The organism is Streptomyces sp. NPDC107538 (assembly GCF_055657445.1).
In genome coordinates this window covers 361,264-375,628 of record NZ_JBVKAY010000007.1, presented here as the reverse complement: position 1 = coordinate 375,628, position 14,365 = coordinate 361,264, and the positions used below count along the sequence as shown (strand labels likewise).

10 protein-coding genes are annotated in these 14,365 nt (G+C 74.4%); 6 read left to right on the top strand and 4 right to left on the bottom strand.

Going from position 1 to position 14,365, the window contains the following annotated elements; genetic code table 11:
• Positions 1-6: 6 nt before the first annotated feature.
• Positions 7-1,206, top strand: coding sequence for a PucR family transcriptional regulator (locus ACZ7MG_RS26325; RefSeq protein WP_471381727.1), 1,200 nt, complete (start codon positions 7-9; stop codon positions 1,204-1,206).
• Between the two features lie 802 nt (positions 1,207-2,008).
• On the top strand, positions 2,009-4,075 hold the full coding sequence (locus ACZ7MG_RS26320; RefSeq protein ID WP_471381725.1) for a SpoIIE family protein phosphatase: 2,067 nt from the start codon (positions 2,009-2,011) through the stop codon (positions 4,073-4,075).
• Positions 4,076-4,489: 414 nt separating this feature from the next.
• Here ACZ7MG_RS26320 and ACZ7MG_RS26315 read toward each other — a convergent pair whose 3' ends face one another.
• Together ACZ7MG_RS26315 and ACZ7MG_RS26310 are read right to left on the bottom strand one after the other, a co-directional pair.
• Positions 4,490-5,350: a TetR/AcrR family transcriptional regulator gene (locus tag ACZ7MG_RS26315; RefSeq protein WP_471381006.1), complete on the bottom strand. Its 861-nt coding sequence runs from the start codon at positions 5,348-5,350 to the stop codon at positions 4,490-4,492.
• A gap of 152 nt (positions 5,351-5,502) precedes the next feature.
• Entirely contained in the window at positions 5,503-5,751 is a 249-nt protein-coding gene (locus ACZ7MG_RS26310) for a hypothetical protein (RefSeq protein ID WP_471381005.1), read from the bottom strand.
• Positions 5,752-5,761: 10 nt separating this feature from the next.
• On the opposite strand from ACZ7MG_RS26310, the gene ACZ7MG_RS26305 reads away from it, so the two are divergent.
• The 4 genes from ACZ7MG_RS26305 (at position 5,762) to hemC (ending at position 12,399) form a co-directional block, all read left to right on the top strand.
• Positions 5,762-6,406, top strand: coding sequence for a hypothetical protein (locus ACZ7MG_RS26305; protein WP_471381003.1), 645 nt, complete (start codon positions 5,762-5,764; stop codon positions 6,404-6,406).
• Positions 6,406-8,982 (top strand): bifunctional serine/threonine-protein kinase/ABC transporter substrate-binding protein, encoded by a 2,577-nt coding sequence (locus ACZ7MG_RS26300; RefSeq protein WP_471381002.1) that lies wholly within the window; start codon positions 6,406-6,408, stop codon positions 8,980-8,982. Before ACZ7MG_RS26305 ends, ACZ7MG_RS26300 begins: the two co-directional genes overlap by 1 nt.
• Positions 8,982-11,381 carry a bifunctional serine/threonine-protein kinase/ABC transporter substrate-binding protein gene (locus ACZ7MG_RS26295; protein ID WP_471381000.1) on the top strand — a complete coding sequence of 800 codons (2,400 nt, stop codon included), beginning with the start codon at positions 8,982-8,984 and terminating at the stop codon, positions 11,379-11,381. Before ACZ7MG_RS26300 ends, ACZ7MG_RS26295 begins: the two co-directional genes overlap by 1 nt.
• Positions 11,382-11,466: 85 nt before the next feature.
• On the top strand, positions 11,467-12,399 hold the full coding sequence (gene hemC, locus ACZ7MG_RS26290) for a hydroxymethylbilane synthase (RefSeq protein ID WP_471380999.1): 933 nt from the start codon (positions 11,467-11,469) through the stop codon (positions 12,397-12,399).
• Between the two features lie 93 nt (positions 12,400-12,492).
• Here hemC and ACZ7MG_RS26285 read toward each other — a convergent pair whose 3' ends face one another.
• Together ACZ7MG_RS26285 and ACZ7MG_RS26280 are read right to left on the bottom strand one after the other, a co-directional pair.
• The gene (locus tag ACZ7MG_RS26285; RefSeq protein WP_471380998.1) at positions 12,493-13,023 is read right to left on the bottom strand and encodes a GNAT family N-acetyltransferase; all 531 of its coding nucleotides are present in this window, start codon (positions 13,021-13,023) and stop codon (positions 12,493-12,495) included.
• Positions 13,024-13,033: 10 nt separating this feature from the next.
• Positions 13,034-14,170 carry an enoyl-CoA hydratase/isomerase family protein gene (locus tag ACZ7MG_RS26280; protein WP_471380996.1) on the bottom strand — a complete coding sequence of 379 codons (1,137 nt, stop codon included), beginning with the start codon at positions 14,168-14,170 and terminating at the stop codon, positions 13,034-13,036.
• Positions 14,171-14,365 lie beyond the last annotated feature (195 nt).

The following is a 14,365-nucleotide window of genomic DNA, read 5'->3' as shown; positions in this document are numbered from 1 at the left end:
GCGATGATGGACATCTCGGGCGTGGCCGCGGTACTGCATTCCCGGCTTCCGGAACTGGGTGAGCGGATCGCGCGGCGCATCCGCGCGGACGTCGACGCCTACGAGGACGAGTCGCTGCTCCCCTTCGACTCGCTGCGCCGCTCGTGCACCGCCAACGCGGACCTGATCCTCGGCCACCTGCGCGAGGGCGCCACCCCGGACCCGAGCCCGGCCCGGGAGACCGGGCGCATCCGTGCCGAGCAGGGGGTGCCGCTGGCGGACACCCTGCACGCGTACCGGGTCGGCTTCGAACTGCTGTGGACGGAGATCCTCGCGGAGGCGCGCACCCATCCGGAGGTCTCCGACGACCGGCTGGTGTCCGAGTCGGCGCGGATCTGGGCGCTGTTCGGCCTGTACGCGGAGGCGGTGGCGGCGGCCTACCGGGAGACGGCGGCGGAGCTGACCTCGCGGGGGCAGGCCCGGCGTTCGGCGCTGGTGGAGGCGCTGTTCACCGGTGTCATCGCGGACCGGACCACGCTGTGGGAAGCCGCGCGCGAGCTGGGGCTGCCCGAACGCGGGCCCTACGCGGTGGCCGCGGCGGCGGCCGGCGCGCCCGGTGAGGAGCCGCTGACGGGGGTCGAGGCGGCGCTGCGTCAGGCCCAACTCCCCTCGGCGTGGCGGCTGTTGCCGGACCAGCAGATCGGGCTGATCGCCCTGCCCACGGGGGCGGCGGAGGGGGCCTGTCTGCGGGTCCTGCGGCGGGCGCGGGCCCGGGTGGGGGTCAGTCCGTCCTTCCACTCGCTGCGGGACACCCCGCAGGCGCTGCGCTTCGCCCGGCTGGCGCTGGCCGGGCTGCGGGGTACGGGCCCCGGCGTCGCCCGCTTCGACGACGACCCGCTCGCCATGGTCGTCGCCGCGGCGCCGGCCGAGGCGGCCCAGCTGGTGGGGGTGGTCCTGCGTCCCGTACTCGACCTCCCCGTCGCGGAACGCGCCCGTCTCCTGCAGACCCTGGACCACTGGTTCGCCGCGGCCGGCTCCGCCACGGAGGCCGCCCGCACCCTCTTCGTCCACCCCAACACCGTCCGCTACCGCCTCCGCCGCATCGAATCCCTGACCGGCCGCCCCCTCACCGACCCCCGAGCCATAACCCACATCGGCACAGCCCTCCTGGCGGTCCGGAGCGCCACGACGGGGGGTGGGGAGACGCCGGGGGGTGGGGAGGGGTGAGCTTGGCGGGGGGGGTGACCGGGCGGGGCCGGGGTGGGGAGGCCGGATGCGACCAGCCGCGGTGGGTTCCGACGTGACGGGCCGGGATGAAGGCCGGGGGGAGGGCCGACGTGACGGGCCGGGGTGGAGGGCCGACGTGACGGGCCGGGGTGGAGTGCCGACGTGAGGGGGCGGGGTGGAGTGCCGGACCGGGGAGGTCGGGCCGGCAGGACAGGCCGAGCTGCCGGACTGGGCTGACCTGTCAGCGTGACGGGCCGGGCTGACGGCCGCCGGGAAAAGAACCGGGGCGACGGACCCTGGGGGACGGGTCAGCGCGCCCAGCAGGGGCGATAGGCCCAGGTAAAACGGCCGGGACCGGGCCAGGCGGGTCGAACGGGCAGGCGAGCCAGCCGAGGAGGCGGGCAGGTGAGCGGGCTGCGCGGGTGAGCCGGACGGGCGGGTAAGGCGACCAGCCGGGCGGCCGGGCGGGGCACCGTGGCCGGGCTTCGTGGCATCCGGCGCTTCGCGGTGCCGGGAATCCCCTCCACACCGCACGCACCCCACAGCGCACCACGCCCCCTCCTCCCCGCCCCACCTGATCACGGCACCCGGCATGTCCCGCCGGCGTCGTGCGCCCCCTGGTGCCGAGCCCCGGTGCGGTGGCCTCACCGGCATGCTGGGGCCGGGTGGTGGGCGTATGGTCCGCATATGGGTGACGTGCGGTGGCTGGGGACCCGGGTGGTCGGATCGGTTCGGGGCGGGTGACGGCGTGCCCGATCCCGGTGTCGTCGGTCCGCGGGTGCTGGAGTCCGCTCTGATCGAGATGGCCCGGGAGAGCGGCACATCGGTGACGGCGGTGTATCTGCCGCCCCCGGACGAGCCGGTGCTGCAGTTGGCGGTGCTGGGCGGGGTTCCCTGGGAGATCTCCATGCCGTGGGCACGGGTGGCACTGAAGTCCTCCTCCCCGGTCTCCGACGCCGTACGCGAACGCCGCCTGGTGTGGGTGAGCGGCCAGGAGGAGCTGGCCCGCCGCTACCCCCGGCTGGCCCTGGTCGTGCCGTACCGCTTCACGCTCGCCGCCGCCCCCCTCACCACCGGCACGGACCTCTGGGGCGGCCTGGTCCTGCAGTGGCCGGCCTCGCACCCGCCGCAGCCGAGCCCCGAGGAGCGGGAGGAGATCACCGGCGTCTGCGACCGGCTCGCGCGGCTCCTGCGGGCGGAGGCGGACGCCGGCCGTCCGGTGCGGCCCGCCGCCGAGCCGGTGATCCTGCCGCCGCTCCGGGTCCGTACCGCGGGCCCGGACGAGGCGCAGGCCGCCGTCGACTTCGCCGAGCGCATCCCCGGCGGCTGCTGCTCGCTCGACGTGGACGGCCGGATCACCTTCCTCAGCACCAAGGCCGCCGATCTGCTCGGCGCCCCCATCGCCGACCTGCTCGGCACCAAGCCGTGGGAGGCGCTGCGCTGGCTGGACGACCCGACCGCCGAGGACAGCTACCGGGCGGCTATGCTCAGCCGTGAACCCGTGTCGTTCATCGCCCGGCGCCCACCGGACCGATGGCTGTCGTTCAGTCTCGTACCGGACGCCTCGGGTATCAGCGTGCGGATCGCCCCCACGCACTCGGCCCACGCCCACGCCCCGGTGGCGCACCGGACCTCCGGTACCCCGCCGGCCGCCACGCCGGGGCGGGCCACCACCCTCTACCACCTGATGCATCTGGCGGCCACGCTCACCGAGGCCGTCGGGGTGCGCGACGTGGTCGACCAGGTCTGCGAACAGGTCCTGCCCGCGTTCGGCGCCGCGGCCCTCGCCCTGATGACGGCGGAGGACGGCCGGCTGCGGATCATCGGCTACCGGGGCTACACCGCCGAGCTGATGGAACGCTTCGACGCCGCCCCGCTCACCTCGGACACCCCCGCCGTACGCGCCCTCACCACCGGCGTCCCCGCCTTCTTCGACACCTTCGCCGACCTCAAGCGCGCCTACCCCCCGGCGGTCCTCCAGGACGCGATGGCCGCCTGGGCGTTCCTGCCCCTGATCACCTCGGGACGCCCGGTCGGCTCGCTCGTCCTCGCCTACGAGCAGCCGCACCACTTCACCACGGAGGAGCGGGCCGTCCACATCTCCACCGCCGGGCTGATCGCGCAGGCCCTGGACCGGGCCCGGCTCTACGACGCCAAGCACCAGCTCGCCCACAACCTCCAGGCCGGGCTGCTGCCCCACACCCTGCCCCGGGTCGCCGGTCTGGACGTGGCCGCCCGCTATCTGCCGGCCACCCGGGGCATGGACATCGGCGGCGACTTCTACGACCTCATCCGGCTCGACCCCACCCGCGCCGCCGCCGCCATCGGCGACGTACAGGGCCACAACGTCAACGCCGCCGCCCTCATGGGACAGGTCCGCACCGCCGTCCACGCCACCGCGGGCGCGGCCCCCGACGAGGTCCTCGCCCGCACCAACCGGCTGCTCACCGATCTCGACCCCGACCTGTTCACCAGTTGCCTCTACGTCCATCTCGACCTGGGCGCGCACACCGCGTGTCTGGCCACCGCCGGGCACCCGCCCCCGCTGCTGCGCCACCCCGACGGCCGCACCGAACCCGTCCGGCTGCCGCCGGGGCTGCTCCTGGGCATCGACCCGGACGCCGACTACGCGTCCACCGAGATCCCGCTGCCGCCCGGTTCGGTGCTGGCGCTCTACACGGACGGCCTCGTCGAAGCCCCCGGCATCGACATCGACGACGCGGTCGACGACCTGGCCCGTGCCCTCGCCGGCACCGATCCGTCCGGCCCGCGCGCCATGAACGGCGTCGCCGACACCCTCGTCCAGCACGCCCGCCGTTCCGCGCCGCGCAGCGACGACATCGCCCTGCTGCTCATCCACGCGATCTGAGCGGCGACCCCGGTCCTCACCGTCCTGATGGCGGCCTCGCTCGACGGGGGCAAGGGTGCCGTCTGCGAGTTCTCGACGGTTCACATACGTGATCGCGAAACCAACCCATTAGCCCAGTCCGGCCTCGGTCCGGGCTCCGGCGAACCCGGCGCGGCGCAGGGGCGGTTGACCACCGGCAACGCACGCTGACGGACGCTCCGCCCCCTGTCGGGCAACCCGGCCGGGCCACCGCCTGCCCTTGGCGAGAGGAGCGGCGAGGCCCCCGGGACACCCCGCGTGCGGCGCAAGCCGGCCGACGCGCCGTTCCGGCCCGAGCGCAGCCGCTCCCTCGGTGCGGACCACCACCGGCTCCGCCCCGCGCCATGGACGACCGCGCGCTCGCCGTCACCTCGCCCCGGCTCGTGTGACGGTCTCTCATCTCACCCGGCGTGCCCGTCTCTTCAGGCGGGGCACGCGGTCGAAGACGGCGGCGAGGCGGGTGGCCTGGGTGAAGAAGGTGGCGGGGCGGGAGCGGTCGCCGTCGAGGTGGGTGAGGGTTTCCATGCCTAGGTAGAAGGCGACGGCCGCGCCGGCGAGGACACGTACCCGGACGACGGACGCGAGGGGTTTGCCGCGCAGGAGGACCGTGAGCTGCTGTTCGGCCAGGTCCTCCCACTTCCCGGTCTCCAGGGAGAGTTGGGCGGCCAGCCGGGTGCCGGGCCGCGCCCCCGCGTACAACTCCTGGACCGCGGCGATGTGCCCGGTCGCGGTGTCCTCGTCGTACAGCTCGCGCAGCCGGGCGATCGCGGGCTCGGCGCGGTCGATGCCGGACAGTTCGGCCCCGTAGCGGTCGAGACGGGCGTCGCTGGTGCGTTCCAGGGCCGCCACCAGCAGGTCGTCCAGGTCGGCGAAGTGGTAGTGGATCACCCCGGGCGCGAACCCGCCGACCTGGGCTATCGCCCGTGCCGTGGTCCCGCCGTAGCCGTGGCGGACCAGGCAGTCGAGGGCCGCCTCCAGGACCCGGTCACGGGTGCCGCGGCCCTCCTGCCCGCCACGGCCTCGCCGGGCGCCTCGGCCCTCAGACAACGCGCACCGGCCGTACCCCGTGGGCGGCGAGGTGGCCTTCGAGTCTGCGGGCCAGTTCCACGTCAGCAGCGGGTACACCCGTCTCCCGACGATCGCCATCACCGTATAGACCAGCAGACCCGGCGTGTACGGCAGGAGCAGCGCTCCCCCGGTCAGCGCGGCGAACGGGGCCGCGCGATCACGACGGCGTCGGCGGAGCGGGCACCCCAACCGGGCATACCACGGCCCGCGTTCTGAACTTCTGCTCTGAACATCCGTTCAGAGCGGGAGAGTTCCTCCTCCGCGTCAATGGTCCGGGTATGTGCGAAGAGACTCCCGGGAACCGCTCCCGCCGGGATTGCGTACCTCTGTACGATCACCGGTCACACACGGGGTACCGCGGTGGAGGGGGCGGCGATGGACGGCAAAACTGCTGGACGAAGAGGTGGTTGGCGGCTGAGGGCCGCCGCGTCGGGGGCCGTGGCGGCGGTCCTGCTCGGCGGTTGCAGCGCGGGCGCGGCGGAGCGCGCGGACGGGCCCGACGCCCGGGCCTCGGGGTCCCCGACGCCTTCCGCTTCGGCCTCCGGGCAGGTCTCGGCGGAGGGCGCGGAGCCGTCTGCGATACCGTCCACGACCCCGTCCGTGACGCCCTTCGAGGCGGCCCCGGACCGGGTACCGGAGTCGCGGCGGGAGGGCGCGGCTCTCGCGGAGGCGATCGTGATGCGGCCGCGGGACTGGGGCGCGGGCTTCCGCGCCCAGCCGCTCGCCCGGAGCGCCGAGGGCACCATGGCCGTACTGGACGAGGAGTGCCGGTGGCAGCGCCGGGCGCTCCCCGACGACGTACTCGACTCGCTGTCCCTCTACAGCGAACTGCCCGGCACCGGGGGACGCGGCACGATCAAGGTGACGGCGACGGCGACGGTGCACACGACCGTGCCCGGCGCCGACGACCATGTGTCCGAGACGCTGGAGGAGGCGCTGCGCTGCCCTGAGCAGCAGGTGCGCACCGACGAGCGGATCGCGGAACTGATGTCCGTGGGCACCCCGCGCGGTCTGCGCGGCAACAACTACGCCGACGACTCGGTCCTGGAGACGGGCGTCTACCTGACCGGCGGCGGCGAGGCCCTGTACCGGTGGATGGTCACCCGGCTCGGCCAGGTGACCCTGACCGTGTCGTTCAAGGGCGCCGAGGGCTACACCGTCGCCGAACTGGAGCAGTACATGACCCGTGGCACCACCACCATGCTCGACCGGGCGGGCTACGAACTGGGCGGGGGCGAGGACTGATGGAGCGGCTGCGCTCTTCCGATCCGGCGCGGATCGCCGGCCACCGTCTGCTCGGCCGGCTCGGCGCCGGCGGCATGGGGGTGGTGTATCTCGCGCGTACACCGGCCGGTTCGCTGGTGGCGTTGAAGGTGCTGGCGGCGGAGTACGCCGAGGACGCCGGGTTCAGGGAGCGGTTCCGGCGCGAGGTCGAGGCCGCGCGGCGGATCCGCAGTCCCTGGGCGGTGCCGGTGGCAGCCGCCGACGCGGACGCGGAGGCGCCGTGGCTGTCCACGGCGTATGTGCCGGGTCCCTCGCTGGCCGAGGCGGTGGCCGCGTACGGGCCGCTCACCGAGCACGGGCTGCGGATCCTCGGCGGGCGGCTGGCGCAGGCGCTGGCCGAGGTGCACGCGGCGGGGCTGGTCCACCGGGATCTCAAGCCGGGCAATGTCCTGCTCGCCGTGGACGGGCCCCGGCTCATCGACTTCGGTATCGCCAGGGCGCCCGAGGACACCGCGCTCACCGCGACCGGGTTCGTGATCGGCACGCCCGGCTATCTCGCGCCGGAGCAGGCCGACGGGCGGGGCGACCGGGTCATCGGCGCGGCCGTCGACGTGTTCTCCCTGGGCTGCGTGCTGGCCTACGCGGCGACGGGCCGCCCCCCGTTCGGCACGGGGGCACTCGACGCCCTCCTCTACCGCGCCGTCCACGACCCGGCCGACCTCGACGACGTCCCGGCCCCCCTGACCCCCCTCCTGTCCCGCTGCCTGGAGAAAAACCCGGCCTTGCGACCCGAAGCGGCTGAGCTGGTACGGGAGTTGTTGCCTGGGGAGGCGGCAGGTGGGTCGTCTTCCGGGGGGAATGAGGAGGGGTCGGCTGCCGCGGAGGCAGTCGAGGGGTCGGCTGCCGCGGAGGCAGTCGAGGGGTCGGCTGCCGCGGAGGCTGACGCCCACGCCGACCCCGAAGCCGTTGTCAGCGCCGGCGCCGGCGCCGGCGGCCGAGTCGGCGGCCAGGCCGCGTCCGACGCCGGCGCCCCGGCCCGCTCCCAAGCCGGCGCGGATGCGGGCAAGTTCGTCGATGGGGCCGGTGGTGCCCACGACTTCTGGCTGCCCGAGGAGGTCGTGCGGCTGATCGCTCGGCGGTCGGCCGATGCGCTCGCGCTGCCGGACATCGACCGCACCGAGATCTCGGCCGGTGTCACCACCGGCGCCTCGATCGGCACCCCGGCCGATGTCGCGACCGGCACCCCGGCCGATCCCACGCCCACCGATGCCGTCCCGGACGGCGGTTCCCCTGACGGGGCCGGGCCACGGGGCGGCTCCTCCGGTGACGACACCGTGTCCCCGGCGGCCGGTGGCGGGGACGCGGCGGCCACCGACACCCCCGGAGCCCCCGCGCGACGCCGTGTCCTGCTCGCCGGAGCGGCGGGTGCGGTGCTCGTCGCGGGAGGCGCCGCCACCTGGTGGGCGGTGGGCCGAGACGGTGGCGCGGGCGGCGGCAAGCCTGCCGCCGCCTCCTCCGGGCGGCCCGCCCACACCGTCGCGCTGCACGGCGACCTCAGCGGTGGACAGCGCGACAGCGGCAGGGCCCAGGAACGCGGACTGCGGCTGGCGGTCGCGGAGTTCAACGCCCGAGGGGACGCCCCGTTCCAGGTGGACGTACGGGCCGTGGACGACGGCGGCGACCCGGCCGAGGCGGCGCGCCTCGCGAAGCGACTGGCCGACGACCCCGCCGTACTCGCCGTGATCGGTCCGACCACCGACGCGACCGCCCAGTCGGCGCTGGCGGAGTACGACGCCGCCCTCGTCCCCGTGCTCGGCGTGTCGCCCGGCGCCATCGGACTGTCCGTGCAGGGCTTCCGCACATTCCTGAACACCCGGCTGCCGGACTCGGTGATCTCCGTCTACCTTGACGCCGTCCTGCGCGGTGCCCGCCCGCGCCGGGTCGGTGTGGTCGTGGACCGCGCGGCCGACAACTACGGCTGGGAGATCAGCAGCACCCTCAGCAAGCAGCTGAACACGGCCGGGCAGCCATACATCCCGCGCGTGGTCAGCACCCTGCGGTCCGACTTCGAGGACGTCGTGGACGACCTGCTGGCCGCCGACACCGACTCGTTCGCCTTCGCCGGACTGCCCGACCGGGCCGCGTCGTTCGCCCGGACGCTGCGCGAACGCGGGTTCTCCGGTGCGCGGGCCGGCGGGCCCGCGCTGCTCGACGCGCGTTTCCTCACGGCGGCGAAGGAGGACGCCGACGGATGGTCGATCGTCGCACCGATCGTCGACCCGGCGGACATCCCCGAGGCGAAGGCTTTCGTGGCCGCCTACCGGAAACGGTGGAAGGAGGCACCGCCCCGCTACGCGGCGGAGGCCTACGACACGACCTCCCTGGTGCTCACCTCCCTGGCGGGCCTCCCGGCCAAGGCCCGCACCCGTGAGGAGCTGTTCGCCGCGCTCCTGGCCGCCAAGTACCAGGGCGTCACCAGGACTTACGCGTTCCAGGAGAAGACCGGCCTGCCGGTCATCGACGGCACCGGAGCCCACCTCTGGCGGGTCGAGGCCGGCGCGTTCGTGTACGGCGGCCCGGCGCCGCTGACGGCCTGATGGAGCCGCTGCGCACCGCCGACCCGTCGCGGCTGGGCGACTACCGCCTGCTGCGGCGGCTCGGCGCCGGCGGCATGGGCGTCGTGTTCCTGGCCCGCGCCCCGGGCGGGGCCTTCGCCGCCGTCAAGGTCGTACGGGCCTCGTACGCCGACGACGCCGGGTTCCGGGCCCGGTTCCGCCGGGAGATCGAGGTGGCCCGGCGGGTGGACAGCCCCTGGGTGGTCCCGCTGCTGGGCGCGGACGCCGACGCGGAGGATCCGTGGCTGGCGACCGCGTTCGTACCGGGTCCCTCGCTCGCCGAGGTGCTGGAGAGGCACGGGCCGTGGTCTCCCGCGTCCGTGTCCGTCCTGGGGCTGCGGCTCGCCGAGGCACTGGACGCGGTTCACCGGGCGGGGCTGGTGCACCGGGATGTGAAGCCGGGCAATGTGCTGCTGGCCCCGGACGGGCCCCGGCTCATCGACTTCGGTATCGCGCGCACGCCGGAGGACATGGCGCTCACGTCCACCGGCGTCGTCGTGGGTTCGCCGGGCTTCCTCTCCCCCGAACAGGCGCGGGCGCGCGGCGCGGGGATCGGTCCGCCCAGCGATGTCTTCTCGCTGGGCTGTGTCCTGGCCTTCGCCGCGACCGGCGTACGGCCCTTCGGGGGTGGCGCCGCCGCCGGGATGCTGTTGCGCACGGTCTACGACGAACCGGAGCTGCCCGGCATCCCGGAGGCGCTGGAACCCGTCGTACGGGCCTGCCTGGACAAGGATCCGGCGCGACGGCCGACCGCCGTCGAGGTCGGTACGGCGCTCGACACCGCCGTACCCGCCGACCGGGAGCGATGGCTGCCGGAGCCGGTGACCCGGCTGATCGCGGACCGCAGCGCGGCGGTCCTCGCGATGGGCCCGATCGAGCCGACGCGGGTCTCCGCACCGACCGGGAAGGGAGTCCCGGCGGAATCGGCAGCGGTCGCACTCGCGAACGGGCCGGTGGACGCGGGTGACCTCGTAGACGCGGGCGGCGCCGTGGACGCGGACAGACAGGCGACCCCGAACGGGCATGCGGCCGCGAACGGGCCGGGGAACGCCGGCGGGCCGGTGGCGGCGGAGGCGGGCACGGTCACGTCCCTTGAGGAGGCGGGAGCCGGTCCCCCGGCCGCCGCCCCCACCCGCCGTGGGTTCCTGGCGCTCGGCTCCACGGGAGCGGCGGCCGGGGTCCTGGCGGCCGGCGGCGGAGCCTGGTGGTGGAGCAACCGGGCCGAGCGGAAGGCCGGTGCGGGTGGTTCGCCCTCGTCCGCCCCGCGCAGCGAACTCGTCGTGGCCTTCCAGGGCGACCTCTCCGGCGCCACCGGCCCGATGGGGCAGGCGCAGCTCAACGGCGCCCGGCTGGCCGTCGCGCAGGTGAACGCCGACGCCGACCGGCCGCTACGGCTGAGGCTGCGGGCGTACGACGACGGGGGCGAGCCGGACCGGACCCGGGAACGGGCGCGGAAGCTGGTGGCGGACGAGCGGGTCCTCGCGGTGTTCGGCCCCACCACGGACGACTGTTTCCTCGCCGCGGAGTCCACGTACACGAAGGCCGTGCTCCCCGTCGTCTCGGTGTCGGTGGGGGTGTCGGCGCAGGTCAGGGAAGCCGGACTGACCACGCTCCGCTCGCACGCGCAACTGTCTCCGACCGATCAACTGCTCGCCGCCCCCTGCAACCGCTACCTCTCGGGCAAGGCCGACGCCCGCGAGGTGTTCCTCGTCGACGACCGGGCCGAGGGCGACTTCGCCTGGACCCTCTGCGACTTCGTCCAGCGCGGAATGAGCCGCGCCGGGCGGAACACGAGCATCACGAGTGTCGCCGCCGGAAAGCTCGACGCCGGCACCCTCGCCGCGAAGGCCGTGGCGGCACGGGCGGACGCGGTCGTGTTCAGCGGCGGTCAGGAGCGGGCGGGCGCCTTCGCGGCGGCGCTGCGCGGGGCCGGGTTCTCCGGGGCCCGGGTCGCGACCCAACGGGCCTTCGGCACACGGTTCCTGGAGAGCGCGGGCCCCGCCGCCGACGGCTGGGTCTTCGCCACGACGTTCATCGACGCGACGGCCACCCCGGCGGCCCGCTCCTTCAGCGCGGCGTACGAGGCACGGTACGGGGAACGCCCCGGCCCGTACGCGGCGGAGGCGTACGACGCGGTGCTGTTCCTGGCGAAGGTCTGCGGGGGTGGGGGCGGGGGCCAGGACGGGGGCGGGGGCGGCGGCTCGCCACTCGCTGAGCGTGGCGCGGTCGTCCGGCGGATGCGGGAGGTGTCGTACAAAGGCGTCAGCCGGAACATCGCGTTCTCGTCGGACTATGGATACAACCATGACGCGATGTTCCTGTTCCGCACGGTCGATGGGGAGTTCGACTTTCTCGGGCAGTACCAGCGGGCGGACGTGTAAGCGGAGGCGTGAGCGGGCGTGTGAGCGAAGGCGCGGGGAACCCGCTTGGTCATCGGGGCCCGGTCCGAGGGGCTATCGTGCCTTCATGTCGCAGGACCTGATTCGTATCGTTTCCCGAGACTCGCCGATGGCCCTGGCCCAGGTGGAGCGTGTACGCGCCGAACTCGCCGTGCTGCACCCGGCGCTGCGCACCGAAGTGGTCCCCGTGAAGACGACCGGGGACAAGTGGATGGGCGATCTCTCCCAGGTCGAGGGCAAGGGGGCCTTCACCAAGGAGGTCGACGCCGCCCTCGTCGCGGGCGAGGCGGATCTCGCCGTGCACTGCGTGAAGGACATCCCCGCCGACCGGCCGCTGCCCGCCGGCACGATGTTCGCCGCGTTCCTGGCGCGGGACGACATCCGGGACGCGCTCGTGGACCCCGCCGGACGCACGCTCGACGAGTTGCCCGCGGGCACCCGTATCGGCACCTCGTCCGTGCGGCGTAGCGCGCAACTCGCCGCCTCCCACCCGCACTTGGAGTGCGTGCCGTTCCGGGGCAACGCCAACCGCCGGCTGGAGAAGCTGGCCGCCGGTGAGGCGGACGCGCTGCTGCTGGCCGTCTCCGGGCTGGAGCGGATCGGCCGTGCGGACGTGATCAGCGAGATCCTCTCCGTCGAGACGATGATGCCGCCGATCGGCGCGGGTGTGCTGGCGCTGCAGTGCCGCGAGGACGACACCGCCACGATCGACACGGTCAGCGGCCTCGGCGACCCGAACACCCATCGCGAGACCCTCGCCGAACGCATGTTCCTGCACGTTCTGCAGGGCCACTGCAACAGCCCCATCGCCGGCTTCGCCCGCACGGACCGCAGCGGCGAACTCTCCCTCCGCGCCTCCGTCTTCACCCCCGACGGCAAGACGATCCTCAACGCCCACGAATGGGCCGGCCGCCTCGACCCCGCCACCCTCGGCACCTCCGTCGCCGTCGCCCTCCTGCGCCAGGGCGCCCGAGACCTCATCGACGAGATCGCCCACTGACCGACGCCCAAGCCCAAGCCCAGGCCCGGCCCCGCCGGGTCGGCCGGGGTCGTCGGGTCAGTCGGGGTCGTCGGGTCAGTCGGGGTCGTCGGGTCAGTCGACCCTGCGGGCCAGTACCTGGCCCGGCCAAGTGCCGGACAGGAAAGGCGTCGTGCGGGTGAAGCCGTTGCGTTCGTAGAAGGCGACGAGGTGGCCGTCCTCGCCCGCCCAGCAGTCGACGCGGAGCAGTCCTACGCCTGCTCGGCGGGTTTCCTCGACGGCGTGCGCGAGGAGGGACGCGCCGATGCCCATGCCCGAGTTGTCGCGGTCGGAGGCGAGGAGGCGGATGTAGCGCTCCGGTTCGTCGGCCGGGGGGATCGGCATCTGGGGGCTGGGGCCGGTGTCCAGGACGAGCACTCCGACGGGGCGGCCGTCCGACTCCGCGATGTACGGGGCGTTCTCGGTCGTGTACCGCTCGATCCGGGCCGGGCCGTCGGGGCGTTCCGAGTAAGGGATCGTGCCCCATTGCTCCGTGTTGCCGCGCGCGTTCATCCAGGCCACCGCCCCGTCGAGCATGCGGAGGATCACGGGCGCGTCGGCCGGGCCGCCGGGGCGGATGTGCAGGGGGCGGGGGGTGTCGATCATGAGGGAGAGCCTAGGTGGTGGTGTCGGGGTCGGCGAGGTCGTCACCGGAGCCCGGATGGTCCTGGCCGAGGCCGAGTTCATGGGGGCCAAGCGGCTCGAAAAAGCGGTGTACGTCGGCCTCGGTGACGTCGGTCAGGGTGGCCGGGGACCAGCGGGGGTTACGGTCCTTGTCGATGACCTGGGCGCGGACGCCCTCGACCAGGTCGGCGGTCGCGAGGGCGGCACAGGAGACGCGGTACTCCTGGTCCAACACCCGCTCCAGCGAGCCGAGTCGCCGGGCGCGGCGTACGGCGGTGAGGGTGACCTTGAGCGCGGTGGGCGACTTGGTGAGCAGGGTCTCGGCGGTCTCCTTCGCGGCCGGGTCACCGTGGGCGAGCAGCAGCCGGACGATCTCCTCGACCGTGTCGGCGGCGAAACAGGCGTCGATCCAGTCCCGTTGAGCGGCCAGTTCGCCGGGCGGGGCCTCACGCGCGTGCCGGGCGACCGCCTCACGCGCGGGCAGAACGGCCAGGTCGTCGAGCAGTCGGCCGAGTGACGTGGACGGTACGTAGTGGTCGGCGAGGCCGCACAGCAGGGCGTCACCGGCGCCGATGTGGGCGCCGGTCAGCGCGAGCAGGGTGCCCGACTCGCCCGGGGCCAGGGCCAGGAGATGGGTGCCGCCGACGTCCGGTACGAAGCCGATGCCGGTCTCGGGCATGGCGATCCTCGACCGCTCGGTGACGACGCGGACGCTGCCGTGCGCGGAGACACCGACTCCGCCGCCCATCACGATCCCGTCCATGACGGCGACGTACGGCTTGGGGTAGCGCGCGATACGGGCGTTGAGGTGGTACTCGTCGCGCCAGAACGCGGCCGAGGCGGAACCGTCGCCGTCGCGGGCGTCGTCGTGGACCACCCGGATGTCGCCGCCCGCGCACAGCCCGCGCTCCCCCGCGCCCGTGATGACGACGGTCTCCACGGCCGGGTCGTGCTCCCACACGGTCAGGGCCTCGTCGATGCGCCGCACCATGGTGTGGTTGAGCGCGTTGAGGGCTCTCGGGCGGTTGAGGACGATGTGGGCGGCCCGGCCGGTGGTGTGCAGGAGGACGGGCTCTTCGCCGCCGCCGGTCATCGGATCGGTTCCGGGGCCGTTGCTCGCGCCGGTCATCGGTTCGCCTCCGTCGCCACTGCCCCCGCCGGGCCTCGGAGCACAGGGACGTACATGATCTCGTCGTTTCCTTCCCGGGTCCGGACCGGCGACCGCCCGTCATGAGACGGACCCCGCTCCGAGCAGGAGCTAGGTGGGCGCGGTCGCCGGCAGCGCCCTGAGCTTGCCAGCACCCCGGACCCGCCGAGCCTACCT

What these genes read in the sequence shown, in the direction of transcription:
- hemC (WP_471380999.1), top strand. Translation starts at nt 11,467, where the DNA reads ATGTCGCAGGACCTGATTCGTATCGTTTCCCGAGACTCGCCGATGGCC.
- ACZ7MG_RS26285 (WP_471380998.1), bottom strand. Translation starts at nt 13,023, where the DNA reads ATGATCGACACCCCCCGCCCCCTGCACATCCGCCCCGGCGGCCCGGCC.
- ACZ7MG_RS26325 (WP_471381727.1), top strand. Translation starts at nt 7, where the DNA reads ATGGACATCTCGGGCGTGGCCGCGGTACTGCATTCCCGGCTTCCGGAA.
- ACZ7MG_RS26295 (WP_471381000.1), top strand. Translation starts at nt 8,982, where the DNA reads ATGGAGCCGCTGCGCACCGCCGACCCGTCGCGGCTGGGCGACTACCGC.
- ACZ7MG_RS26300 (WP_471381002.1), top strand. Translation starts at nt 6,406, where the DNA reads ATGGAGCGGCTGCGCTCTTCCGATCCGGCGCGGATCGCCGGCCACCGT.
- ACZ7MG_RS26280 (WP_471380996.1), bottom strand. Translation starts at nt 14,170, where the DNA reads ATGACCGGCGCGAGCAACGGCCCCGGAACCGATCCGATGACCGGCGGC.
- ACZ7MG_RS26320 (WP_471381725.1), top strand. Translation starts at nt 2,009, where the DNA reads ATGGCCCGGGAGAGCGGCACATCGGTGACGGCGGTGTATCTGCCGCCC.